Source organism: Paenibacillus sp. FSL R7-0302, assembly GCF_038006885.1.
Classification (GTDB): domain Bacteria; phylum Bacillota; class Bacilli; order Paenibacillales; family Paenibacillaceae; genus Paenibacillus_AQ.
In genome coordinates, this window is the sequence record NZ_JBBOWB010000001.1 from 2,358,485 (window position 1) to 2,380,532 (window position 22,048).

23 protein-coding genes are annotated in these 22,048 nt (G+C 53.9%); 19 read left to right on the plus strand and 4 right to left on the minus strand.

The window, feature by feature from the left end; translation table 11 throughout:
- The first annotated feature begins 1 nt into the window (after position 1).
- The 8 genes from MKY96_RS10265 to MKY96_RS10300 all read left to right on the plus strand — a co-directional run bounded on the left by MKY96_RS10265 (position 2) and on the right by MKY96_RS10300 (position 6,979).
- Positions 2-1,225, plus strand: coding sequence for a Ger(x)C family spore germination protein (locus tag MKY96_RS10265; protein ID WP_340940182.1), 1,224 nt, complete (start codon positions 2-4; stop codon positions 1,223-1,225).
- A 6-nt stretch (positions 1,226-1,231) separates the two neighbouring features.
- Positions 1,232-1,462 (plus strand): hypothetical protein, encoded by a 231-nt coding sequence (locus MKY96_RS10270; RefSeq protein WP_340940184.1) that lies wholly within the window; start codon positions 1,232-1,234, stop codon positions 1,460-1,462.
- 189 nt (positions 1,463-1,651) lie between these two features.
- Positions 1,652-3,190 (plus strand): glucose-6-phosphate dehydrogenase, encoded by a 1,539-nt coding sequence (gene zwf / locus MKY96_RS10275; RefSeq protein WP_340940186.1) that lies wholly within the window; start codon positions 1,652-1,654, stop codon positions 3,188-3,190.
- A gap of 68 nt (positions 3,191-3,258) precedes the next feature.
- On the plus strand, positions 3,259-4,152 hold the full coding sequence (gene gnd / locus MKY96_RS10280; protein ID WP_340940187.1) for a phosphogluconate dehydrogenase (NAD(+)-dependent, decarboxylating): 894 nt from the start codon (positions 3,259-3,261) through the stop codon (positions 4,150-4,152).
- A gap of 166 nt (positions 4,153-4,318) precedes the next feature.
- A complete protein-coding gene (locus MKY96_RS10285) occupies positions 4,319-4,495 on the plus strand; it encodes a hypothetical protein (protein WP_340940189.1) in 177 nt (58 codons plus the stop codon).
- Positions 4,496-5,047: 552 nt separating this feature from the next.
- The gene (locus MKY96_RS10290; protein ID WP_340940191.1) at positions 5,048-5,287 is read left to right on the plus strand and encodes a hypothetical protein; all 240 of its coding nucleotides are present in this window, start codon (positions 5,048-5,050) and stop codon (positions 5,285-5,287) included.
- 80 nt (positions 5,288-5,367) lie between these two features.
- A complete protein-coding gene (locus tag MKY96_RS10295) occupies positions 5,368-5,586 on the plus strand; it encodes a hypothetical protein (RefSeq protein WP_340940194.1) in 219 nt (72 codons plus the stop codon).
- Between the two features lie 100 nt (positions 5,587-5,686).
- Complete coding sequence (locus MKY96_RS10300) at positions 5,687-6,979, plus strand: L-cysteine desulfidase family protein (RefSeq protein WP_340940196.1); 1,293 nt, start codon at positions 5,687-5,689, stop codon at positions 6,977-6,979.
- A gap of 31 nt (positions 6,980-7,010) precedes the next feature.
- Here MKY96_RS10300 and MKY96_RS10305 read toward each other — a convergent pair whose 3' ends face one another.
- Together MKY96_RS10305 and MKY96_RS10310 are read right to left on the minus strand one after the other, a co-directional pair.
- On the minus strand, positions 7,011-8,066 hold the full coding sequence (locus tag MKY96_RS10305; RefSeq protein ID WP_340940197.1) for an ankyrin repeat domain-containing protein: 1,056 nt from the start codon (positions 8,064-8,066) through the stop codon (positions 7,011-7,013).
- Positions 8,067-8,105: 39 nt separating this feature from the next.
- Positions 8,106-8,861: a DeoR/GlpR family DNA-binding transcription regulator gene (locus MKY96_RS10310; protein ID WP_340940199.1), complete on the minus strand. Its 756-nt coding sequence runs from the start codon at positions 8,859-8,861 to the stop codon at positions 8,106-8,108.
- A gap of 264 nt (positions 8,862-9,125) precedes the next feature.
- On the opposite strand from MKY96_RS10310, the gene MKY96_RS10315 reads away from it, so the two are divergent.
- The 8 genes from MKY96_RS10315 to MKY96_RS10350 all read left to right on the plus strand — a co-directional run bounded on the left by MKY96_RS10315 (position 9,126) and on the right by MKY96_RS10350 (position 17,521).
- Entirely contained in the window at positions 9,126-10,277 is a 1,152-nt protein-coding gene (locus MKY96_RS10315; RefSeq protein ID WP_340940200.1) for an iron-containing alcohol dehydrogenase, read from the plus strand.
- A gap of 29 nt (positions 10,278-10,306) precedes the next feature.
- Positions 10,307-11,782, plus strand: coding sequence for a rhamnulokinase (gene rhaB / locus MKY96_RS10320; RefSeq protein ID WP_340940201.1), 1,476 nt, complete (start codon positions 10,307-10,309; stop codon positions 11,780-11,782).
- An 11-nt stretch (positions 11,783-11,793) separates the two neighbouring features.
- On the plus strand, positions 11,794-13,050 hold the full coding sequence (gene rhaA / locus MKY96_RS10325; protein ID WP_340940202.1) for an L-rhamnose isomerase: 1,257 nt from the start codon (positions 11,794-11,796) through the stop codon (positions 13,048-13,050).
- A gap of 87 nt (positions 13,051-13,137) precedes the next feature.
- The gene (gene rhaD, locus MKY96_RS10330; protein WP_340940204.1) at positions 13,138-13,983 is read left to right on the plus strand and encodes a rhamnulose-1-phosphate aldolase; all 846 of its coding nucleotides are present in this window, start codon (positions 13,138-13,140) and stop codon (positions 13,981-13,983) included.
- Positions 13,984-14,100: 117 nt separating this feature from the next.
- Positions 14,101-15,195 (plus strand): NADH:flavin oxidoreductase, encoded by a 1,095-nt coding sequence (locus MKY96_RS10335; protein WP_340940206.1) that lies wholly within the window; start codon positions 14,101-14,103, stop codon positions 15,193-15,195.
- A gap of 223 nt (positions 15,196-15,418) precedes the next feature.
- Positions 15,419-16,624, plus strand: coding sequence for a BclA C-terminal domain-containing protein (locus MKY96_RS10340; RefSeq protein WP_340940208.1), 1,206 nt, complete (start codon positions 15,419-15,421; stop codon positions 16,622-16,624).
- Between the two features lie 176 nt (positions 16,625-16,800).
- Positions 16,801-17,040, plus strand: coding sequence for a hypothetical protein (locus MKY96_RS10345; RefSeq protein ID WP_340940210.1), 240 nt, complete (start codon positions 16,801-16,803; stop codon positions 17,038-17,040).
- 241 nt (positions 17,041-17,281) lie between these two features.
- Positions 17,282-17,521, plus strand: a complete 240-nt coding sequence (locus tag MKY96_RS10350; protein WP_340940213.1) for a hypothetical protein — start codon at positions 17,282-17,284, stop codon at positions 17,519-17,521.
- A gap of 112 nt (positions 17,522-17,633) precedes the next feature.
- On the opposite strand, the gene MKY96_RS10355 is transcribed toward MKY96_RS10350, so the two are convergent.
- Positions 17,634-18,110 carry a hypothetical protein gene (locus tag MKY96_RS10355; RefSeq protein ID WP_340940214.1) on the minus strand — a complete coding sequence of 159 codons (477 nt, stop codon included), beginning with the start codon at positions 18,108-18,110 and terminating at the stop codon, positions 17,634-17,636.
- Positions 18,103-18,888, minus strand: coding sequence for a MerR family transcriptional regulator (locus MKY96_RS10360; protein ID WP_340940215.1), 786 nt, complete (start codon positions 18,886-18,888; stop codon positions 18,103-18,105). Before MKY96_RS10360 ends, MKY96_RS10355 begins: the two co-directional genes overlap by 8 nt.
- Positions 18,889-19,063: 175 nt before the next feature.
- Between MKY96_RS10360 and miaB the strand changes: the two genes are divergently transcribed.
- From miaB to MKY96_RS10375, 3 genes are all read left to right on the plus strand, one after another.
- Positions 19,064-20,614, plus strand: a complete 1,551-nt coding sequence (gene miaB, locus MKY96_RS10365; RefSeq protein WP_340940216.1) for a tRNA (N6-isopentenyl adenosine(37)-C2)-methylthiotransferase MiaB — start codon at positions 19,064-19,066, stop codon at positions 20,612-20,614.
- 24 nt (positions 20,615-20,638) lie between these two features.
- Positions 20,639-21,091, plus strand: coding sequence for a RicAFT regulatory complex protein RicA family protein (locus MKY96_RS10370; RefSeq protein WP_076086829.1), 453 nt, complete (start codon positions 20,639-20,641; stop codon positions 21,089-21,091).
- Between the two features lie 142 nt (positions 21,092-21,233).
- Complete coding sequence (locus tag MKY96_RS10375) at positions 21,234-22,004, plus strand: NUDIX domain-containing protein (RefSeq protein WP_036699096.1); 771 nt, start codon at positions 21,234-21,236, stop codon at positions 22,002-22,004.
- Positions 22,005-22,048 lie beyond the last annotated feature (44 nt).

Consider the following 22,048-nt stretch of genomic DNA (forward strand, 5'->3'; position numbering starts at 1 on the left):
TATGGCAGGCAGAATAAAAAGAGCTGCCGCGGCTTGCCTTCCCCTGCTGCTGCTTTCGCTATTGCTTAGCGGGTGCTGGGAGAGGAAGGAGCTGAATGAACTGGCTTTTGTGCTGGCGATGGGCCTCGATAAAGCGGAGAATGGCTACAACGTAACGATGCAGGTGGTCATACCCTCTTCGATCTCTTCACAGAATGCGGGAGGAACAGGGGGAAGCGGGGTTCCCGTGGTTGAGTATAATTTTACAGTGCCCACGGTCTATGAATCCCTCCGTAAGTTCAATCTGATCAGCTCCCGCTCTCCGTATCTGGGCCATATCCGGGTGCTGGTGATCGGAGAAGAGCTGGCGCGGGAAGGGGTGGGCAAGACGCTGGATGTGATTAAAAGAAGCCGGGAGCCGCGCATGGACTTCTATGTGATGGTTGCACGGAAGACGACCGCCGAGAATGTTCTGAAGGTGCTGACCCCGCTGGACCGGCTGCCGGCGACTAAATTATTCAGTTCCCTGGATAAATCCTACAAAATTTCATCCAAGACCGTCGCGGTCACGCTGGACAAATTCATCGAGGATCTGCTCTACCAGGGCAAGAGCCCGGTGTTGACCGGAGTGGTGGTGCAGGGTGATCCCGAGGCTGGCAGTGAGAAAAGCAATGTGGAACAGACAGACCCCAGAACGAAGCTCCGGTATGAGAGTGTTGCCATATTCAAAAAGGATAAGCTGGTTGGCTGGATAGAAGATGATCTAACGGTTGGCTTCAATTATGTCACTGATAATGTCACCAAAAATACGGGGCATTTCAAAGACGAAGCCGGAGGCCTGATCATTATAGAGGCGCTTACCTCCACTACCAGCCGGAAGGTGAAAATCATAGACGGCGAGCCGCATATATATTTGAGCGCAGAAACACTATGCAATGTGCAGGAAGTTGAAGGCGCGGATACGCTGGATACGGAGGCCAAAATCAAATCACTGGAAGAGGAGACAGAGGAACGGGTTGTCAAGCGGATGAAAGATGCTGTAGAGGGAATCAGCAAGCAGTTCAATGTGGATATCTTCGGCTTCGGCCAATCCATTTACCGTAAGAGCCCCAAGGAGTGGGAGAGGCTGAAGGCACGGAGGGGAGAAGGCTATCTTAAGACCCTGCCAGTCCATTACGAGGCCAGTGTAACGATCAACCGGATCGGTACGATTGATAATTCATTTTATGAAGATATTAAGGAGTGAGCCTGTATGCTGCTGGTGCTGATGTTTGCTCTGATTGCCGCAGGCTGTGCAGCCATGGATCTGTCCTCCCTGAAGGGCAGGCAGAAGCGGCGTGATCGTGTGGTGTGGGGTCTGCTCTGGATCGGCGGAATGACTGCCACGATATGCACGCTGCTCAAAATTCAGGTTCCCAGCCCGCTGCTGCTGATTATATTCATCTACAAGCCGATCAATGATCTGGTATCTTCATGGTTCTGATCATGGGCTCGGAACAACCCGGCAGGTCTTCAACGAGAAGGCCTGCTTTTTGTCATGCACCGGTTAATTTTCGTAAATGTCGAATTGAGATTGACGAATTGATTTTATCGTCGTATGATGTGTGTTATAAAGTTTCTGAGTAATAATAAGTAACTATATATTAAAATGATAACAACGGGAGGAATGAAAGTGGAATCATCTACATTTGTACTTTTTGGCGCAACCGGGGACTTGGCGAAGCGGAAAATCTTCCCCGCTCTATACAACCTGTTCACTGATGGCAAGCTTTCGGGTCCTCTCTCAGTCATTGGGCTGGGCAGAAGGGAGCTCACTAACGAGACGTTCCAGCGTCAGGTGCTGGATTCCCTGCGCACCTTCTCGCGCCGTCCGGTAGAGGATACAACGGGGCTGCAGAATTTCCTGCAGGCCTTTGAATATAGTGTGCTGGATGTCGGACGTCCTGAGGATTATGTGAAGCTGCTTGGGCATGTACAGCGCCGGGAGGAAGAGCTGGGGCTTCCGCAGAACCGGATGTTCTATCTGTCGGTCGGTCCCGAATTCTTCGGGGAGATTGCCGGTAATATCAATGCCAGCGGACTCGGGGATACCAAGGGCTGGAAACGTCTGATCATCGAGAAGCCGTTCGGACGGGATCTGCAGTCGGCGCGTGTGCTTAATGAGAGCTTGAGCGCAGCTTTTGCAGAGGAGGAAATCTTCCGTATTGATCACTTCCTCGGCAAGCCGATGGTGCAGAACCTGGAGGTGCTGAAATACTCTAACCCTGTGCTGCGGGCTTTGTGGCAGAACCGGTATATCGCAAATGTCCAGATTACTGCCAGTGAAACGGTTGGGGTGGAAGAGCGGGCGGGATACTATGATAAGGCTGGTGCGCTGCGCGACATGTTCCAGAACCATATGCTCCAATTGCTCATGATGATGGCGATGCAGCTTCCGAAGGGCAGTACACCAGAAGACGTCCGCAGCAAAAAACGGCATGTCATCCGTTCCGTCCGGCCGCTGCTGCCCGAAGAGGTGGCTCAGCATGTAGTGCGCGGCCAGTATGCAGCGGGGGAGATGCGCGGACAGCAAGTGCCTGCGTATACCGCTGAACCGGGGATCGCAGCCACTTCACAGAATGAGACGTATATTGCAGCACGCCTATGGATTGAAGATCCGCTGTGGAATGATGTGCCGTTCTACATTCGTACAGGTAAGCGCATGAAGGAGAAATCCACGCGGATTGTTATAGAATTCAAAGAGCCGTTTAATGATGTGCATAACAAGAACCGTAACAAGCTGCCGCTTGACCCTAATCTGCTGGTGATTGATATTGGCCCGCATGAGGGCATCTCCCTGACTCTTAACACCAAGAATCCGCTTCAGCACGGGGAGCTTGAGCCGGTCAGCATTAAGCATGAGCCGGGCAATCCCGATGTGCCGGAGGCTTATGAGAATCTGATCTATGATGCTATGCTCGGCGATGCTACGTTCTTCGCCCACTGGGAGGAAGTAGAGTTGTCCTGGCAGTGGGTTCAGCCTATAATCGAAGCAACAGCAGAAGGCAGCCTGCCGCTGCACCAGTATCCTGCCGGATCTAACGGCCCGGCGGCGGCAGATCAGCTCCTTGGCGAGTTCCACTGGTGGCTGGATGAGCCGGAGAATGCAGAGCCTGCACGCGTTCACCGGACAGCCGGGATAGAGCCGGAAGTCATCCGGCCGGGAGCGTAAGCGGCGGCGGTAACAGCAAGCGGACAGAGTTAGCTTATATATGACTACACAATTCGGAGGGATTCGTAATGAAAGTCGGTTTAATCGGACTTGGCAAAATGGGCTTCAATCTGGGCCAGAACCTGCTGGAGCATGCCCATGAAGTGGTAGCGTATGATGTGAATCCTGCTGCGGTGCAGGAACTGGCCGAACGCGGTGCGTCCGGGGCAGCAAGCCTCACGGAGCTTACGGGCCGGCTTGATTCCCCGCGCGTTCTCTGGATCATGGTTCCCCATACTTTTGTAGATTCAGTGATTGCTGAACTGACGCCGCTATTATCCAAGGGAGATATTATCATTGAAGCCGGGAACTCACATTATAAAGAGTCGATCCGCCGTCATGAGGAGCTGGGTGCCCACGGAATTCACTTCCTGGATGCAGGAACCTCCGGCGGAATGGAAGGCGCGCGCAATGGGGCCTGCTATATGGTTGGAGGCGATGAGGAAGCGTGGGCAGTGGTTGAACCACTGTTCCGTGATACTGCGGTAGAGAACGGATATCTGTACGCCGGCAAATCCGGAAGCGGACATTTCCTCAAGATGGTGCATAACGGGATTGAATACGGGATGATGGCTGCGATCGGCGAAGGCTTTGAGGTGCTGGAGAAAAGCGGATATGACTTCGACTTCGAGCAGGTGGCCCGCGTCTGGAACAACGGCTCGGTGGTCCGCTCCTGGCTGATGGAGCTGATCGAGCGGGCCTTCTCCAAGGATGCCAAGCTGGAGGACATCAAGGGAGTCATGCATTCCTCCGGGGAGGGACGCTGGACACTGGAGACGGCCTTCGACCTCCAGGCAGCGACTCCGGTTATCGCCATGGCTCTGCTCATGCGCTACCGGTCGCTGGAGACCGACACCTTCACCGGCAAAGTCGTCGCCGCCTTGCGTAACGAATTCGGCGGCCATGCGGTGGAGTCGAAATAAGCAGCAGCAATTAGGCTGAAGCGGTGATATCAAGGGGCTGTCCCATAGCCATGTAATGGCTGTTTGGGCAGCCTCTTCTGTTTCGGATTTGGCCGGAAGTGGGCCGGATGGGGAAATGAAGAGGATAAATCCCATTAAATCGGCTGGAAGCGGGCCGGATGGAGAAATGAAGGGGATTAATCCCATTAAATTGGCCGGAAGTGGGCCAGATGGGGAAATGAAGGGGATTAATCCCATTAAATTGGCCGGAAGCGGGCCGGATGGGGAAATGAAGGGGATTAATCCCATTAAATTGGCCGGAAACGGGCCAGATGGAGAAATGAAGGGGCTGTCCCAAAAGTAATTTTCTATGAGCGATGACAGCCACTTGCAGAAATCCCCGGAAGCCTCTATTGTTCTTCAGGTGTCCAAGCAATTTCCGGTTCTGTCATTCAGCGTACAGCTAATGGGTCGTCTTTTAAGGCAACACCTCCTTACGCAACTGCCGAACGCCCTCTGAGCGATTTTTTTGTTTCTTTTTTAGCATGGATGAGTGGTTTCCCGCTTAAGCAGCGGTGCGGACGGAACGATTGTGTAAAAGCGGAAGCGGTCGCCTTTGTGTCCGGATTTTCACCGCTAAGGGGAATGAAAAAAATCTGGACACAACAGCGATTGGAACAACGGTCCGTTTGCAGAGCGTCCACCTAAGTGCTCATGTTGGTCCCACTCCGCAATAAAGAGCTGTCACAAGCAGCCATTTCATGACTTTTGAGACAGCCCCATTGAATCCGCCGACTACCCGCCAGCCGAGCAAATGAAGAGCACTAGTGCACCTGAATCCGCCAAATAGCCGTCAATCGAGCGAATGAAGAGCACTAGTGCACCTGAATCCGCCAAATAGCCGCCAATCGAGCGAATGAAGAGCACTAGTGCACCTGAATCCGCCGACTACCCGCCAACCGAGCAAATGAAGAGCACTAGTGCACCTGAATCCGCCGACTACCCGCCAACCTCGCAAATGAAGAGCACTAGTGCACCTGAATTCACCGAATACCCGCCAACCTCGCAAATGAAGAGCACTAGTGCACCTGAATCCGCCGACTGCCCGCCAGCCGAGCAATCAAGCCAATGGAGCAGTACTTTTCCACCAATGTAGCCCAATGGAGAAGTACTGCTCTTTGTTATGCCTGGCACAGAGAATCAGACAACCCGCAGGCGGCATATAAGTACAGAAACATGAATTGGACGGGGGAGATAGCGGTGTCCCATAATCAGGAATTTAGAGTTTATCTGATCACGAAAAGAGATATCTTACGGTTCATTGTGGTCGAAATCATTATCGGCAGTATGACGTATAAGCTGGCTTTGAACATTTGTCATAATGCGATTCTGGCAGGTGCCGGAGGCTGGGCCTGTACGGAAGGGCTGAAGCGGCTGGTGAAGCTGGGCGGGTGATGGGTAATAACGGGGATTCCCCGGACTGTCTATCTGATGTACTATATAAAGAAACAGATATAGACATAGATCGACAGACAGAGGGAATGGTGATGCATAGATGGTTAACCTACTGGAAGTATTACACAAAGAAATTATGCCGGCAGAAGGCTGCACCGAACCGATAGCGGTAGCTTATGCCGTCTCGTTGGCCGCTGAACTGGTGGAAGAGGAGATTACGGCGATTCAGCTATTCCTCAGCGGCAATATCATCAAGAATGCGATGGGTGTGGGGATTCCTGGTACAGGCCAGACGGGCTTGCCGATAGCGGCTGCCTTGGGTGCGGTGGTGCGCCGCTCGGAGCGGAAGCTGGAGATTCTGTCCGGGCTGACCCCGGAGGAGCTGGCAAGTGCAGAGGGACTGCTGGAGCGTAAGCTGCTGGAGGTTGAGCTGAAGGATACGCCGGAGAAGCTATATATTGAAGCGAGAGTACACAGCAAGAACCATACCGCCACAGCGATCCTGGAAAAAGAGCACACGAATGTGCAGTTTCTGGCGAAGGATGGCCAGCGGCTTGAGCCGAAGCTGGACAAGGCCGACTGCGGTGACCCGCTTAGTCTGGACCCTGAGGTATACTCGGTCTCACTCGAAGATATCTATGCCTTCGTTCAGAATACACCGTTCGAGGATCTTCGCTTCCTGCTGGAGGGAGCGGTTATGAATAAGGCGATCTCGGAGGAAGGGCTGCGCGGGGAGTATGGCCTTCAGGTGGGCCGGAAAATGAGCCAGCAATCCGCCCTCAATCTGTTCGGCGCGGATGTGGCGAACCGGATCATTGCCGCAACGGCAGCCGCATCCGATGCACGGATGGACGGCAGTGCCATGCCGGTAATGACGACGGCGGGCAGCGGCAATCAGGGGATTGCCTGTACCATGCCGGTCATTGCCCTGGCCGAGCTCCTCGGCAAGGATGAGGAGACCCTGGCAAGAGCGATGGCGCTCAGCAATCTGATTACCATCCATGTGAAGCATTACATTGGCCGTCTGTCCCCGCTCTGCGGCTCAGGCATTGCCGGTGGAGTGGGGGCGGGCAGCGGCATTGTCTATCTGATGGGCGGGACGCTGGCGCAGATCAAGCACTCCATCCAGAATACGATTGCCTCTACTTCCGGCATGATCTGCGATGGTGCCAAGCCAACCTGTGCGCTCAAAATCTCAACGGCCACCAATGCGGCCATTCAGTCTGCTACTCTCGCCATGAACAATATTTCCGCTAGTCCGAGTGACGGTGTCATCTTCGAGAAGGTGGAGGATACGATCAAGAATATGGAGACCCTGGTTCAGGAAGGGCTTGCCGCCACAGACCAGGCGATTCTGAATATTATGCTCTCCAAGGGAGCCGCTTCTTCATAGGGAGCAGGACAAGTGCTGGATGTCTCAGCATTTAGCGTTTGTAATCCGGCTGCGGCAACGAAACAGGCTGTGGATTGGCAAGTACCCAATTCACGGCCAATTCGCATAATCTGGCCGGCTCATCATTGCCGTTGCCATGGCGCAGGTAACCGGCTAATTCCGCCGCTTCCTTGAGGTGCGCAGGGTCCAGAGGTGTGCCCGAGGCGAAGTGCCGGAGCAGCGCATTCAGCATTTTACGGAAATCGGCATCCCAGTTGCCTCCGCCGTTATTCATGATTTCATGTGAGATCCGGCCGGTGATGCGAATGACCTCTCCCTGCACGGTGAACGCATGCCCTGACGCCGGGACGAGTAATTCCCATAGCTCCTGGTGCTGATCCTGCCATCTTGTGCTGTTTACCTCGATCTTGGAAACGCCGTCATGCATCACCCGCGCTGCTACAGGCTCTACATCGAACAGCTTGTACAGGGATTCGAGTGCAGCTGCGGTTTCACTCAAGCGCTCTTTATTGAAATTGGAGCGGGCGAATTCAAAGCTCTTGCCGATCTTCTTCACGGATTCCCTCATCTCCGGTGTAGCTTCTGCTCCGGCTGCAAGCATTGCCTGCGCGATCTCAGCCATGCCGGTGATATCGGCATTCCGGCAATTGATCAAGGCTTTTGCCAGCGGGGTATTCCCGCGCTTGCTCACAGCATGGATGTTGGCGCCGTGAGCGATAAGATCACGGACCGCCCCAGTCCGGTAGTAGTTGACAGCGGCGTGCAGCGGGGTCTCGTCCTGATAATCCAGGGCTTCCAGCTCAGCACCAAGCTCAAGGAACAGCGGGATATTACCCGACCAGTTTCCGGCCTGTGAATGCAGCGGGGTACGCTGATATTTATCCCTGGCGTTAATGTCAGCACCCTGCTCCACCAGCCAGCGGGCCAGCTCATCCGGAATTTGCCGGATGCTGAGTGCAGGTTCTTTGGAGTAGCCCAAGGTTGCATTCCATTCACATTGCTCAAAAACAGCCTTAAGTAGATCGATATCCCCTGTTTTAACCAGCTCGCGGAAATCGGCGGGTAAGGTTTTCCTCTTTGTGCCCATATCTAAACTTATCCCCTCTCAAAATGATCTCTTGTGATATTAATACAATACTTCCACATTCTTCCCGGACAACAGCTTCAGCCACGCTTCCGAAGGCTTGCGGTCGGTAATCAGCACATCGATCCGGCTTAGCTCTGCGAGCCTCGCGAAGGCTGTCTGGTCGAACTTGGTATGGTCAGCCAGAAGGACTACCTTGTGGGCTTGGCGCAGCATGTATTTCTTCAGCTCGCATTCCGGTTCATTGGAATCGGTGACCCCGCGGTCCATATCAAGGGCCTTGCAGCTGATTACAGCGGTGTCCACATTGTAGCGCTGAATGGTCTCATGGGCTACGGGGCCGACAAGCGACAGGGAACGGTGGCGGAGTGAGCCGCCTGTAGAAATAATGCTGTGGCTCGAACTTGCGAACTCATGGAGAATGTTGATCGAATTGGTGATGATCGTCAGATTACTTTTATTACCCAGCAGCTTCAGGAATTCAAACGAAGTCGAGCTGGGGTCGACCATCAGCGTATCCCCGTCATTAATCAGATCCAGCGCCTGGATCGCTATTGCGCGTTTGATATCCGTATTGAGCGCTCCCCGGGTCAGAAAAGGCAGGTCCTCATTGGTATGCCTGTTCAGCATGGCTCCGCCGTAGGTCCGGCTTACAATGCCATCCTTCTCCAGCTTCTCCAGGTCTCTGCGGATCGTCTCCTCTGTCACCTCGAACATCCGGCTCAGATCGGACACCAGCACCCGCTTGTCCTGATGGACAAGGTCGATTATTTTTTTGCGTCTTTCGGCAGCGAGCATACGTATCACCTTTCCAGAGTTGATAGTCTTAATATAGACTGTTATTTCTGTGTTGTACAACATTATGAACCCGATTTGCTCTGAAACCCACAATAATGATCGTTTGTTTTCCACGAAACGTACATTAAACAAATAAAAACAACATTATTTGTATTTATAATGTTGACAACACAGATTAACGGCTATACGATGAGAAGGTCAACAGGTAGATGTACGCTTACAGTGTTCATTCATTATTCATGTGCCCGGGAGGCTGGTTAAGCAATGAGTACCCATGTCTATTATGTACCGTCAATCAACATTATGGGGAAGGGCTGTCTGAAGGACATCGCCCCGTACATTCAAGAGCTGAATTTGAACAAGGCGCTTGTGGTCACAGACAAGTTCCTGATGAAGAGCGGAATCGCTGGCAAGCTGCTGGCTGTGCTGGAGGAGGCGGGGATTCAGTATGTGGTATATGATGAAGTGAAGCCGAACCCTACCTGCAAAAATGTTCATGACGGCGTAGACTTCCTTAAGCAGCACGAATGTGACTATCTGATCTCCATCGGCGGCGGCTCGCCGCAGGATACGGCCAAGGCCATCGGAATTGTGGCCACCAACGGGGGGCATATTGCCGATTATGAAGGCGTTCACAAATCCAAGAAGAAATCTCTGCCGATTGTCGCGGTGAACACGACGGCCGGGACTTCAAGTGAAGTGACGATCAACTACGTGATTACAGATGAAGAGCGCAAAATCAAGATGGTCATGGTAGACAAGAACAGTATCGCCACCATCTCGGTGAATGATCCGGAGCTGATGGTCGATAAGCCTGCTGCGCTGACGGCAGCTACGGGCATGGATGCACTGACGCATGCGATTGAAGCGCTGGTCACTCCAGGCGCATATCCGGTAACCGATGCTACGGCACTGGCTGCGGTGGAGCTGATCTTCGCTAATCTGGCACGGACGGTAACGAACGGAGGAGATATTGAAGCGCGTGAGCAGATGGTCTATGCGATCTTCCTCGGCGGCCTGGCCTTCAATAACGCAGGCTTAGGCTATGTGCATGCCATGGCCCATCAGCTGGGCGGGGTGTATGATCTGCCGCACGGCGTATGTAATGCCATGCTGCTGCCTTACGTGGAGGAAGAGAATGCCAAGTATGTGCCGGAGAAGTTCAGAGCGATTGCCAGAGCGGCAGGTATGCAGACTGAAGGGCGCAGCGACAAGGAATGTGCGGATTACGTCATTGAGGCGATCAAGGCCCTGTCGAAGGAGGTTGGCATACCTGCCAAGCTGTCCGAGCTGGGTGTAGCGGAAGTAGATCTTGATCTGCTGGCTGAGAACGCTATGAAGGATGCCTGCGCGCCCGGTAATCCTTTTATTCCTGCCAAAGATGAAGTAATCGCGTTATTCCGCAAAATTCTGTAAATCACCTCCCATAGAATAGGAGATTCCCTATGACCTATCATATCGCCGTCGATATCGGCGCCTCCAGCGGACGGCTGGTGCTCGGACAGCTCGTGGACGGGAGCCTCCGTCTAGAGGAGATTCACCGTTTCAGCAATGGCTTCACGGAACAGGAAGGCTCCTGCTTCTGGGACATGGATTATTTATTGAATGAAATTATTAACGGTCTGCAGGAGGCGAAGCTAAGAGGCATTCACAAATGCACCCTCGGCATTGATACCTGGGCGGTAGATTATGTGCTGCTGGATGCCGAAGGCAAGCGGATAAGCGGGGTCTATGCCTACCGTGACCACCGGACCGACGGGGTGATGGAAGAAGTCGGGCGGCTCCTTCCGCCAGAGAAGGTCTACGCCAAAACGGGTATTCAGCAGCTTACCTTCAATACGCTGTATCAGCTATATGCGCATGACCGGGAAGAGCTGAAGGCGGCCGATCAGATCCTGCTGGTGCCGGATTATCTGTACTACCGGCTCGGCGGACGTAAGATGAACGAGGTTACCAATGCATCCACGACACAGCTATTGAATCTTGCGACCCGTGAATACGATCCTGAGTTGCTGGAATTTCTGGGTCTGCGGCGTGAACAGTTCGCTCCGTTAACCGAGCCTGGGGAAGAGCTCGGCTTCATTACGCAGGAGCTGCGCGCGGAGTATGATCTGCCGGAGTGCCGCCTGATCTGCGTGGCTACGCATGACACAGCATCTGCGGTGCTCGGTGTGCCTGCTCAGAAGGACCGTGCGTCAGCCTATCTTAGCAGCGGAACCTGGTCTCTGCTGGGAGTAGAACTGGATCACCCGCTCAATAACAGCAGAGCGATGGCCGCCAATTATACCAACGAGTGGGGCGCTTACGGGACTTACCGGTTCCTGAAGAATATTATGGGCCTCTGGCTGATTCAGGAAGTGCGCAGACTGGACGGCGGAAGATTTAGCTTCGCGGAACTGGCAGAGCAGGCCGGGGAATGCTCTGGCTTCCGCAGCCTGATTCCCTGCAATCATCCGCTGTTCCTTAAGCCCGGGGATATGATTCAGGAGATCCGGCGGGCCTGCCTGGAGAGCGGCCAGCCTGTGCCGCAGACTACGGGCGAGCTGGCCCGCTGTATCTTTGACAGTCTGGCATTATCCTACCGCAGTCATCTGGCTGAATTGGAAGATCTCACCGGGAAGCGTACCGAAGTGCTGCAGATTGTCGGCGGCGGCGCTAACAATGGGCTGCTGTGCCAGCTGACGGCGGATGTTACCGGCAGGGAAGTGCTGGCCGGACCGACCGAATCTACAGCCCTGGGTAATCTGGCTGTGCAGATGGTTGAGGCGGGCCGTATGGCAGATATTCATGAAGCCCGGCAGATCATCTCTCAGTCCTTCGCGATTCAGTCTTATCTTCCGCAGCCGGTTCCTCAGCTGGCGGAGCTGCTGGTCCGCTGGGAGCAGCTTCATCCGGGAGCGGATGTTCACAATACGTATTAGGAGGCGACAGCATGGATCAGAGCATCATTAACAGCTACAACGAAGCCAAGAAATTATATGCAGCCCATGGGATTCATACGGATGAGGTACTGGAGAAGCTGGGGCAGATCAAAGTATCGCTGCACTGCTGGCAGGGCGATGATGTACGGGGCTTCCTGTTCAAGGATAAAGAGCTGAGCGGCGGCATTGCCGTGACCGGCAGCTACCCCGGCCGGGCCGGTACACCGGATGAGCTGCGTCAGGATCTGGAGAAGGCCCTCTCGCTGATTCCCGGCAAGCATAAGGTCAATCTGCATGCGATCTATGCCGATACGAAGGAGCAGGTGGATCTGGATGAGCTCGCGCCGCGCCATTTCACGAATTGGGTGGAATGGGCCAAGGAGCAGGGCTTAGGCCTTGATTTCAATCCGACCTGCTTCTCGCATCCGAAGGCGGCGGACGGGTTCACCCTGAGCCATGCGGACGAAGAGATCCGGAGCTTCTGGATTAAGCATTGCAAGGCTTCCCGCAGCATTGCCGAGCATTTCGGGCGCGAGCTGGGCCAGCCGTGTGTGACGAATTTCTGGGTGCCTGACGGCTACAAGGATACTCCGGTAGACCGGCTGGCACCGCGCATGCGACTGAAGGAATCGCTGGATGAAATCTTCAGCGAGGAGATGGATCCGCAGTATACTATCGATGCCGTGGAGAGTAAGCTGTTCGGCATCGGCTCGGAGAGCTACGTGGTCGGATCACATGAGTTCTACATGGGCTACGCCCTTACACGCGGCAAGGCAATCTGCCTGGATGCCGGGCATTTCCATCCGACGGAAGTGATCTCGAACAAGCTCAGCTCCATCCTGATGTTCAGCGAGCAGCTGCTGCTGCATGTCAGCAGACCGGTCCGCTGGGATAGCGATCATGTGGTCACGATGGACGATGAGCTGCTGGAGATTGCCCGCGAGCTGGTTCGCGGGGATCTGCTGCCGCGTACGCATATCGGGCTCGACTTCTTCGACGGCAGTATCAATCATCTGGCAGCTTGGGTAATCGGCACGCGCAATACGATCAAGGCGCTGCTGCGCGCTATGCTGGAGCCGGTAGAGGAGCTTCGGGACATTGAACGGGCCGGAGATTACACCTCACGGCTGGCCCTGATGGAAGAATTCAAGTCCTACCCGTTCGGTGCTGTCTGGGACTACTACTGCGCTTCACAGGGGACCCCGGTCCGCGAGCAATGGCTGGCTGAAGTGAAGCGCTATGAACAGGATGTATTGGCTTTAAGATAAGATCAGGCTGCTGAAATTACAATGACTGCTGAAATAATAAATAACAAGTACCCGAGCACTGAAGGTGCATATAGAAGGAGAGAGTATATGAGTACTTCCGTAATTGAATCCAAAGGGTATATCTCCGGCGTCACCGCGCCTTTTATCGAGGAAATGTCTGAAATTACCCATCACATGTGGTCCTTGGGCTGGGATGAGCTGAATGGGGGCAATGTCAGTTACCTCCTGGATGAAGAAGAGGTAGCCAAGTATATTAATATCCGCGAGCCGCTGCGCACGATCAGCCTTACCTTCCCTGTAGCCGAGCTGGCGGGCAAATACTTCATTGTTACCGGATCAGGCAAGTATTTCCGTAATGTGATCAAGGACCCGGAGGCCAATCTGGGTGTGTTGCGTGTCAGCAGCAGCGGCGAGAGTGTAGAGGTGTTATGGGGACTGAGGGGCGGCGCTGTTCCGACCAGTGAGCTGGCTTCCCACTTCATGAGCCATATCGAACGGCTGAAGGTAGATCCGGCGCACCGGATTGTGCTGCATACCCATGCAACGAATGTAATTGCCATGACCTTCACCCATGATCTGGATGAGCTGAAATTCACCAAGACGCTGTGGGAGATGTGCACGGAATGTCTGGTGGTCTTCCCGGATGGCGTCAGCGTCATTCCCTGGATGGTGCCGGGGAGCAGCGAGATCGGCCGGGCTACCGCGGATAAAATGAAGGAGTACCGCGTAGTCATCTGGCCGCAGCATGGGATCTTTGTGACCGGGGCGACGATGGATGCCACCTTCGGACTGGTTGAAACGATTGAAAAGGCCGCGATTGTCTATAACCTGATCGGCGGAAGAGAAATTCGGCAGAAGATCACTGATCAGCAGCTGGCAGATCTGGCCGCAGCCTTCCGGGTGACTCCAAAAGCCGGAGTGCTGGACTTATAAGATTTATCAAACCGCTTAGACTGGCAGTCATTTGCATTTGCCGCCGGGAAGCGTCATACTATGCTTACTTAAAGTAATCATCAAGTAATCATCGTATGAAATGGAGGCTAGTGAATTATGAATGCTGCTACATTGTTTGAACCTTTTGAATACGGGGGCTTGTCTCTCAGTAACCGTGTGGTGATGGCCCCGATGACCCGGGTATATTCTCCCGGAGGCGTACCTGGTCCTGAGGTGGCGGCGTATTACCGCCGCCGCGCGGAAGGCGGGGTGGGCCTGATCATTACCGAAGGCACAGCCATCGATCATCCGGCGGCAGTCAGCCATCAGGATATCCCGAACTTCCATGGCGAAGCCGCTCTGGAGGGATGGGCGCAGGTCGTGCGCGAGGTGCATGCCGCCGGAGGCAAGATTATGCCCCAGCTCTGGCATGTCGGCATGGCCCGTAAGATCGGTGAGGAGCCTAACGCTTCGGCGCTGCCGATTGGCCCGTCCGGGCTGAATCTGGCCGGTGAGCAGGTGACGGAGCCGATGACGAAGAGCGAGATTCAGGCCATCGTCAGTGCCTTCGCCAAGGCAGCGAAGGCAGCCAAAGCCATCGGCTTCGACGGCATTGAGCTGCACGGCGCCCATGGCTATCTGATCGACCAGTTCTTCTGGGAGAAGACCAACCGCCGCACCGATGAATACGGCGGTGACCTGGAGGCGCGCACCACCTTCGCGGTGGAAGTGGTCGATGCCTGCCGCCGCGCGGTAGGACCGGATTTTCCGATTGTACTCCGCTTCTCGCAGTGGAAGGCCGGGGCCTATGATGCTAAGCTGGCCGAGTCTCCCGAAGACCTGGCCCGCTTCCTGACCCCGCTCAGCAATGCCGGGGTGGATATCTTCCACTGCTCGACCCGGCGGTTCTGGGAGCCGGAATTCGCTGGCTCGGAGCTTAACCTGGCAGGCTGGACGAAGAAGATCACGGGCAAGCCTGCCATTACAGTAGGTTCTGTGGGATTGGATAGTGCGTTCACCAGTGCGGTCACGGAGAAGGACCAGGACGATAACATCGACCGTCTGCTGGAACGCCTGGAGAAGGGCGAATTCGATCTTGTAGCAGTAGGCCGGGCGCTGATCAGCGATCCCGCATGGCCTGCCAAAGTGCAGGCGGGCAAGATTAACGAGATTATTCCGTTCACCTCGGAGTCTACCAAGACATTGTTTTAATCAATAGAGCTTGATCTGTAACACCCTGTGCCAAGCCATTAGGTTAGACTTCAAGTCTATCAGCTCATGGCTGCCCGCATGGGGTGTTTTTTGCGGGTGAATCTTTGAAGATGTACTGATTATGACTATTTCTTATAATAATGCCAATTTGCCAACACTCTTCTGTTTTCTCTCGAATATTGCTATTAATATAGCTTGATTTAGGTTGAGAGGGGAGCTGGAAATGGCAATTTTATCAACAGGACCGATTGAGAATAATATTGCAAGCGATACGGGGACCCGCCCGACGCAAAGGGTAACACTCAAAATAGACGGCCGCAATATAACCGGATTCTTCGATATGCTTATTTCGGGTTATACCCTGAACGGCATACGCACCTTATATGTGCAGGAGGAGATCAGTGTGGCCCCCTCCCAAGTGGTTACCAAAATTTACTATGCAGACCTGGATGCTTTTGAATTCGTGTTCAACACGACAGGAACGGCGGTCTCCGAAGCGCAGGTGTCCCTATGGGGCCAAAATACCAGCGGGCAGTTGGTGACAGCACACCGGCTGGTCTCGCAGGAGTTGCTGGGAGAAGAGGCAACAGGAGTCACCGGAGCTACCGGAGTAACGGGAGTAACGGGGGCGACGGGAGTAACGGGAGCCACGGGTGCGACGGGAGTAACGGGAGCCACGGGTGCGATGGGTGCAACGGGTGCGACGGGAGTGACGGGTGTGACGGGAGCCACGGGTGCAACGGGAGTGACGGGTGCAACGGGAGTGACGGGTGCAACGGGGGCGACGGGAGTAACGGGGGCTACGGGTGCGACGGGAGTAACGGGGGCTACGGGTGCGACGGGAGTAACGGGAGTAACGGGAGCAACGGGAGTGACGGGTGCAACGGGTGTGACGGGAGTAACGGGTGTGACGGGAGTAACGGGGGCGACGGGAGCAACGGGAGTGACGGGAGCCACGGGTGCGACGGGAGTAACGGGAGTGACGGGCGCAACAGGAGCCACGGGAGCGACGGGCGTATTGGCGTCATCTTATGCCTATATATTCAATACGGGGGCCCAGACCGTGGCTACGGAAGCAGATGTTACTTTTGACAGCAATGAGAGTCTTGTCGGCTTCTCGCATACCCCTAATACAGCTCAGATTAATGTTGAGAATGCAGGAGATTATGCGGTAATCTTTATTGTCACCGCAGTGGAACCGAATCAGTTCACGTTGTATCTGAACGGTGCACCTGTTGGTGGCAGTGTCTATGGTTCAGGAGCGGGAACACAGCCTAACCCCGGGATGGTGATTATCTCTGTAGTCCCCGGCGATGTAATCACTTTAAGGAACCATTCCAGTGCCGCTGCAATCAATTTACAGACCTTAGCCGGAGGAACGCAGGTCAACTCCAACGCATCGATTTTGATCTATAGGCTTGGGGATTAGGACGTCCGGTGGCAAGCTGGTTGTAATAAATAAGTCCGGGACCTTACATTTTAGGCCGGGCTTTTTTGTCGTATAGGAGATTATATTATCCCTCTGTTGTGGATAAGGGGGCATCGCGTGGGGAGAAGTACTCTTTGGATGATCCGGAGGCCGCATGAGTATATGAAGAGCTCAGAATGTATGCGAAAAACAGCATACATTTACTGGCGCAGGCTTGTGGCCTGAATGTATGCGAAAAACAGCATGCATTTGCTGTCGCGCAGGCTGGTGGCCCGAATGTATGCGGAAAACAGCATACATTTGCTGTCGCGCAGGCTGGTGGCCTGAATGTATGCGGAAAACAGCATACATTTGCTGGCGCGCAGGCTGGTGGCCCGAATGTATGCGGAAAACAGCATACATTTGCTGTCGCGTAGGCTTGTGGTCCGAATGTATGCGAAAAACAGCATACATTTGCTGCCGCGCAGGTAATCTCATCCACCCGAAGGGTGATTTTGTTGCGCTGGAGATACTCCTGAGTTGCGTGCTTCACACTGAAGCTCTAAGCAATGAAGTTATTTTAAATCTGGGGATTTCCCGATCGTACTCCGCTTCTCGCAGTGGAAGGGCAGGGCCTGCGACGCTAAACTGGAGGAGACGCTGGAGTATCTGGCCCGTTTGCTGACCCCGCTCAACAATGCCAGGGTAGATATCTTCGCATTCACCAGTGCGGTTATGGAGAAGAATGAGGACGATAACATCGACCGTCTGCTGGAACGCCTGGAGAAGGGCGAATTCGATCTGGTAGCAGTAGGCCGGGCGCTGATCAGCGATCCCGCATGGCCTGCCAAAGTGCAGACAGGCAAGACGGATGAGATTATTCCGTTCATCTCCGCGGCGACCAAGACTTTGTACTAATAGATAGAGGTCAACACCACCACCCTGTGCACCCGTCATCAGCCTGTTCGCTGATGCCTTCGGGCATGGGGTGTTCTTTTTTGTCCGGGAAGCCTGATATCTTATCCGTTCGTTATCCCGGCCCCAGGCGGAAATTCTTCTCGCAAACGGCCTTCGCCTTATCCCCTCTGGATTTGTGAGTTGCGACTACCTCTCCGTCATACAGAATGGTGCAGCTGATCCAAGTGGCCGCTTCATCCTTTTCTGCCAGCACCTTGGTGGAATTCAACGGGATGAAGGTGTCCTTGGGGACGTTAAATTCCTCTCGATATGGAAGTTCAATCGTATCCAGGTATACACTCTCCGGGTGCTTCCGGGCGTCGATGTCCACCTCCAGATTAACTGCCGAATCGCTGTCACTTTTAATCAGCACCTCTACGCGTATGGCACCTGCATCCGGTTCAGCCTGTACTGGGGAGGGCTCAGCGATCATTCCATCCTTGGATTCTTGTGTTATTCCGCAGGCCGATAATAGAAGCAATACACTGGCCAGCAGCGCTGTCCTTCCTATTTTCCTGATCATCATCTCTATTTGTTTAGCTTTATTCATGCCGGTTCTCCTCTCTATGCCCAAGATAATATCCGATCATCTCATCTATAAAAGACATCATTGCGCTATCCATGCCCATCACGACAGGCTCTGCCCCGTCAGCGGGTCTAATCTGCTCCCAATACTTATCCAGCAGCTTGGCATCACCCTCGAATAGCTCCAGTGCCTTGTCGTACAACCGGCCCGCCAGAGCCTGAGCTTCAGAAGAATAGGGGGAGGAGGACATCATACCTGCTGCCTGTCCCATAATGTCTACAAGCTCCTCCAATCGCTGGCTGTTGCTGCCAAGCACAGGGAGATGCTGAAGAATCCCGGTTTCCTTAGCCGTAAAGGGGGAGTCCTCCGTGAATTCGGCAGGTATGATTTCTCCGCTCAAAGGGCGGTTATTCATGGCACTAATGATGTGCGTCAGATCCTGCAAATTCTCCGTTCCCTTGAGCCGGATGGCATGAATGGTTGACCGGAGATAATACTGCTTGCGGCTTAGCTCTTCCTTCTTCTGTTCTATCAGCTCTATCTGCTCGTTTAATGAAGCGATCCAATGATCATCTTCTTGCGCAGAATGCTTATTCTCCAACAGCCCTTTAATCTGTTCTAAGGTATAGCCAATCGATTTCAGTAAAAGAATTTTTTGCAGCCGAAGGATGGCTTGACTATCATAATAGCGATATCCGTTCTCTGAGATATGTGCGGGTTGCAGCAATTCAATTTGTTCATAATGATACAGGGTTCTTTTGCTGATATTTGCGGTCTTCGCCAACTCCCCAATGCGGATCATAGTTACGTTCCCTCCTCAACAACACTATAAACGATAACGTATACGTTATAGTAAAGCATTTAAATCCAACTTGACCCCGGACATAGAATGGTATCTATTGGGATTCTTATGATATAATTTTACACTAGAAAAGCTCTGAAAATACGGGGACATCAGCAGAGGATGTGTTAGTAGCATGGCGAAGGGGAGTAAGGATTACGGGCAGTATTTCGATTTCACGGATGCCAAGATCATCAGCGAGACTGAAGGCAAGACCACCTACCGGATCAAAGGCAGAAACGTACAGATCAACAGCCAGCCCGATTACAAGGAAGGCAAGCGGCGGGGCAAGGAAGAGATTGAAGTGCTGTATCATTTCGACATCCCGCCGGAGATGGCGGATTTCGGTGCAGGCAAGAGCTATCATATTACCACCTACGGCTGCCAGATGAATGAGCATGACACGGAGACGATGAAGGGAATGCTGGAGCAGCTCGGTTACCGGGCGGCTGAAGACCGCAGCGAAGCTGATATTATACTACTTAATACATGCGCGATCCGCGAGAATGCGGAGGATAAGGTATTCGGAGAGCTGGGCCATCTCAAAACACTGAAGCTCGAGAAGCCCGGCCTGCTCCTGGGGATCTGCGGCTGTATGTCCCAGGAGGAGGGCGTGGTCAACCGGATCATGAGCCGGTACGGCTTCGTGGATCTGATCTTTGGCACACATAACATCCACCGCCTGCCGCAGCTGATTAAGGAAGCAGTGTTCAGCCGCGAGCTGGTTATTGAGGTCTGGTCCAAGGAAGGCGACATCATTGAGAATCTGCCGAAGAAGCGGGAGGGTCTGCGCGCCTGGGTGAATATTATGTATGGCTGCGACAAGTTCTGTACCTACTGTATTGTGCCGTTCACCCGGGGGAAGGAGCGGAGCAGACGTCCGGAGGATGTCATTGCCGAGGTGCGGGAGCTGGCCCGCCAGGGCTTCAAGGAAGTAACGCTGCTGGGGCAGAACGTGAACGCCTACGGCAAGGATTTTACGGACATTGATTATACCTTCGGCGACCTGATGGACGACATGCGGGGGATTGATATTCCGCGTATCCGGTTCATGACCTCGCATCCGCGTGATTTTGACGAACAATTAATTCATGTGCTGGGCAAAGGCGGCAATCTGGTGGAGCATATCCATCTGCCAGTGCAGTCAGGAAGTACAGCCGTGCTGAAGCGGATGAGCCGCAAATATACCCGTGAAGCCTATCTGGAGCTGGTCCGTAAGATTAAGGCAGGCGTGCCGGATGCGGTGCTGACTACCGATATTATCGTCGGCTTCCCCGGTGAGACGGAGGAGCAGTTCGAGGAGACACTGTCCCTGGTGCGCGAAGTAGGGTATGATATGGCGTATACCTTCATTTATTCTCCGCGTGAAGGGACTCCGGCAGCCGGGATGGACGATAATGTTCCGCCAGAGGTCAAGAGCGCGCGTCTCCAGCGTCTGAATGATCTGATCAAGGAGCAGAGCCGTCTGGGGAATGAGCGGATGCTGGGCCAGCGGGTGGAGGTATTGGTGGAAGGTACGAGCAAGAATAATGCCCGGATGCTGGCCGGACGTACCCGTGACAGTAAGCTGGTGCATTTTGAAGGCCCGTCCTCCCTGATTGGCACGCTGGTGCAGGTGAGCATTACCGGCGCGAAGACTTGGTACATCCAGGGGGACTATCAGGCGGAAGCCGCAGCGGTCCTCTAATTATAGAGAAATGAGGCGAGAAGAATGAGCCAGGAAGAAGCACGACTGAATGAATATGGCATGCAGACCCACAATACCCGGGATTTAATTGTCCGTGAAGATATTATGGGTAAGGCGAAGGACTTGGCTGCACTCATCTCCACCAGTGAGGAGGTCCGCCATTTCCAGCAGGCCGAGCAGAAGATTCTGAATCACGAGCGTGTGCAGGGACTCATTGCTACGATTAAGAAGAAGCAGAAGGAGATCGTGGCGTTCGAGAGCTTCAAGAACCAGGCGATGGTCGCGAAGATTGAACGTGAGATTGAAGAGCTGCAGGATGAAATCGACAGTATCCCGGTCGTGAACGAGTTCCAGCAGAGCCAGAGCGATATCAATTATCTGCTGCAGATGGTGATTTCAGTGATCAGGGATACCGTTTCGGATAAAATCAATGTGGAAGCAGGCACTGAAGCGCCGCCCTCTACATGCGGAGATTAAGGCAGAACACCCCGGGGGCGGATGTGAATCCGTCCCTTTTTACATAGTCAGCGGGCCGGCTCCGGTTGATTTTGGGCGGACAGGTTTGGTACATTAAAAGATACGAACAACAAACAATAGCTGCGGCAAAGGATGATCTATAGTGACTGAGAACGCGGAACAAACCTATAACGCCAAGAAGTACCGCACTCCGGATGGCGTTCCGGCGGATATTGTCATGTTTACACTGACCAAGCGCGAGCGGAAGACCGTCACGAAGACGCTGCCGCTGCGCGAGCTGAAGGTGATGCTGGTCCGGCGCAAAAAATGGCCGTGTGCTGGCATGTGGGCCCTGCCGGGCGGCTTTTGCCAGGAGGATGAATCGATCTATGATGCCGCTACGCGCGAGCTGAAGGAAGAGACCGGCGTGGACGGCGGGCATTTGGAATATCTCGGCGTCTACAGCCAGCCGGGCCGGGATCCGCGCGGCTGGATTATCAGCCATGCCTTCTTTGCACTGGTGGAAGAGTGGATGCTGGAGCAGCGGCAGGCCTCGGATGATGCAGGCGAGGTGGGCCTGTTCACACTGCAGGAAGCGCTGGAGGAGCTGGAGCTGGCTTTTGACCACCATGATATTATTACCGATGCCTACCTGCGGATTCAGCAGCAGATGCTGCAGACGACGATTGCCCGGCAGTTTCTGCCGCGCCATTTCACGCTGAGCGAGCTGTACCAGGTGATCCAGACGGTGGTGCCCGAATTCAAAGAACCGAATTTTATCCGCAAAATTACGTCAACACGCAGCCGTCAGGGTATATTAAAAGAAGTGAGCGATGAAGCGGGGAATCCGCTCAGCTCCAATCAATACTCCCAGCGCCCGGCACAGCTCTATATGTTCACAGACCATGAGCCGTTATTATCGATTTATACTTAAGCTGCCGGGAAGTGCAGGCCCATTAACCTTTTAGGAGGCTATCC

Bases quoted from the DNA above. Each gene is read 5' to 3' on its own strand.
- MKY96_RS10305 (WP_340940197.1), bottom strand. From the start codon at position 8,066: ATGGGCACAAAGAGGAAAACCTTACCCGCCGATTTCCGCGAGCTGGTT.
- MKY96_RS10270 (WP_340940184.1), top strand. From the start codon at position 1,232: ATGCTGCTGGTGCTGATGTTTGCTCTGATTGCCGCAGGCTGTGCAGCC.
- gnd (WP_340940187.1), top strand. From the start codon at position 3,259: ATGAAAGTCGGTTTAATCGGACTTGGCAAAATGGGCTTCAATCTGGGC.
- rhaB (WP_340940201.1), top strand. From the start codon at position 10,307: ATGACCTATCATATCGCCGTCGATATCGGCGCCTCCAGCGGACGGCTG.
- MKY96_RS10340 (WP_340940208.1), top strand. From the start codon at position 15,419: ATGGCAATTTTATCAACAGGACCGATTGAGAATAATATTGCAAGCGAT.
- MKY96_RS10345 (WP_340940210.1), top strand. From the start codon at position 16,801: ATGTATGCGAAAAACAGCATACATTTACTGGCGCAGGCTTGTGGCCTG.
- MKY96_RS10310 (WP_340940199.1), bottom strand. From the start codon at position 8,861: ATGCTCGCTGCCGAAAGACGCAAAAAAATAATCGACCTTGTCCATCAG.
- MKY96_RS10355 (WP_340940214.1), bottom strand. From the start codon at position 18,110: ATGAATAAAGCTAAACAAATAGAGATGATGATCAGGAAAATAGGAAGG.
- rhaA (WP_340940202.1), top strand. From the start codon at position 11,794: ATGGATCAGAGCATCATTAACAGCTACAACGAAGCCAAGAAATTATAT.
- MKY96_RS10265 (WP_340940182.1), top strand. From the start codon at position 2: ATGGCAGGCAGAATAAAAAGAGCTGCCGCGGCTTGCCTTCCCCTGCTG.
- MKY96_RS10335 (WP_340940206.1), top strand. From the start codon at position 14,101: ATGAATGCTGCTACATTGTTTGAACCTTTTGAATACGGGGGCTTGTCT.
- MKY96_RS10300 (WP_340940196.1), top strand. From the start codon at position 5,687: ATGGTTAACCTACTGGAAGTATTACACAAAGAAATTATGCCGGCAGAA.
- MKY96_RS10360 (WP_340940215.1), bottom strand. From the start codon at position 18,888: ATGATCCGCATTGGGGAGTTGGCGAAGACCGCAAATATCAGCAAAAGA.
- MKY96_RS10315 (WP_340940200.1), top strand. From the start codon at position 9,126: ATGAGTACCCATGTCTATTATGTACCGTCAATCAACATTATGGGGAAG.
- MKY96_RS10290 (WP_340940191.1), top strand. From the start codon at position 5,048: ATGAAGAGCACTAGTGCACCTGAATCCGCCGACTACCCGCCAACCGAG.
- rhaD (WP_340940204.1), top strand. From the start codon at position 13,138: ATGAGTACTTCCGTAATTGAATCCAAAGGGTATATCTCCGGCGTCACC.
- MKY96_RS10285 (WP_340940189.1), top strand. From the start codon at position 4,319: ATGAAGGGGATTAATCCCATTAAATTGGCCGGAAGTGGGCCAGATGGG.
- MKY96_RS10295 (WP_340940194.1), top strand. From the start codon at position 5,368: ATGAATTGGACGGGGGAGATAGCGGTGTCCCATAATCAGGAATTTAGA.
- MKY96_RS10370 (WP_076086829.1), top strand. From the start codon at position 20,639: ATGAGCCAGGAAGAAGCACGACTGAATGAATATGGCATGCAGACCCAC.
- miaB (WP_340940216.1), top strand. From the start codon at position 19,064: ATGGCGAAGGGGAGTAAGGATTACGGGCAGTATTTCGATTTCACGGAT.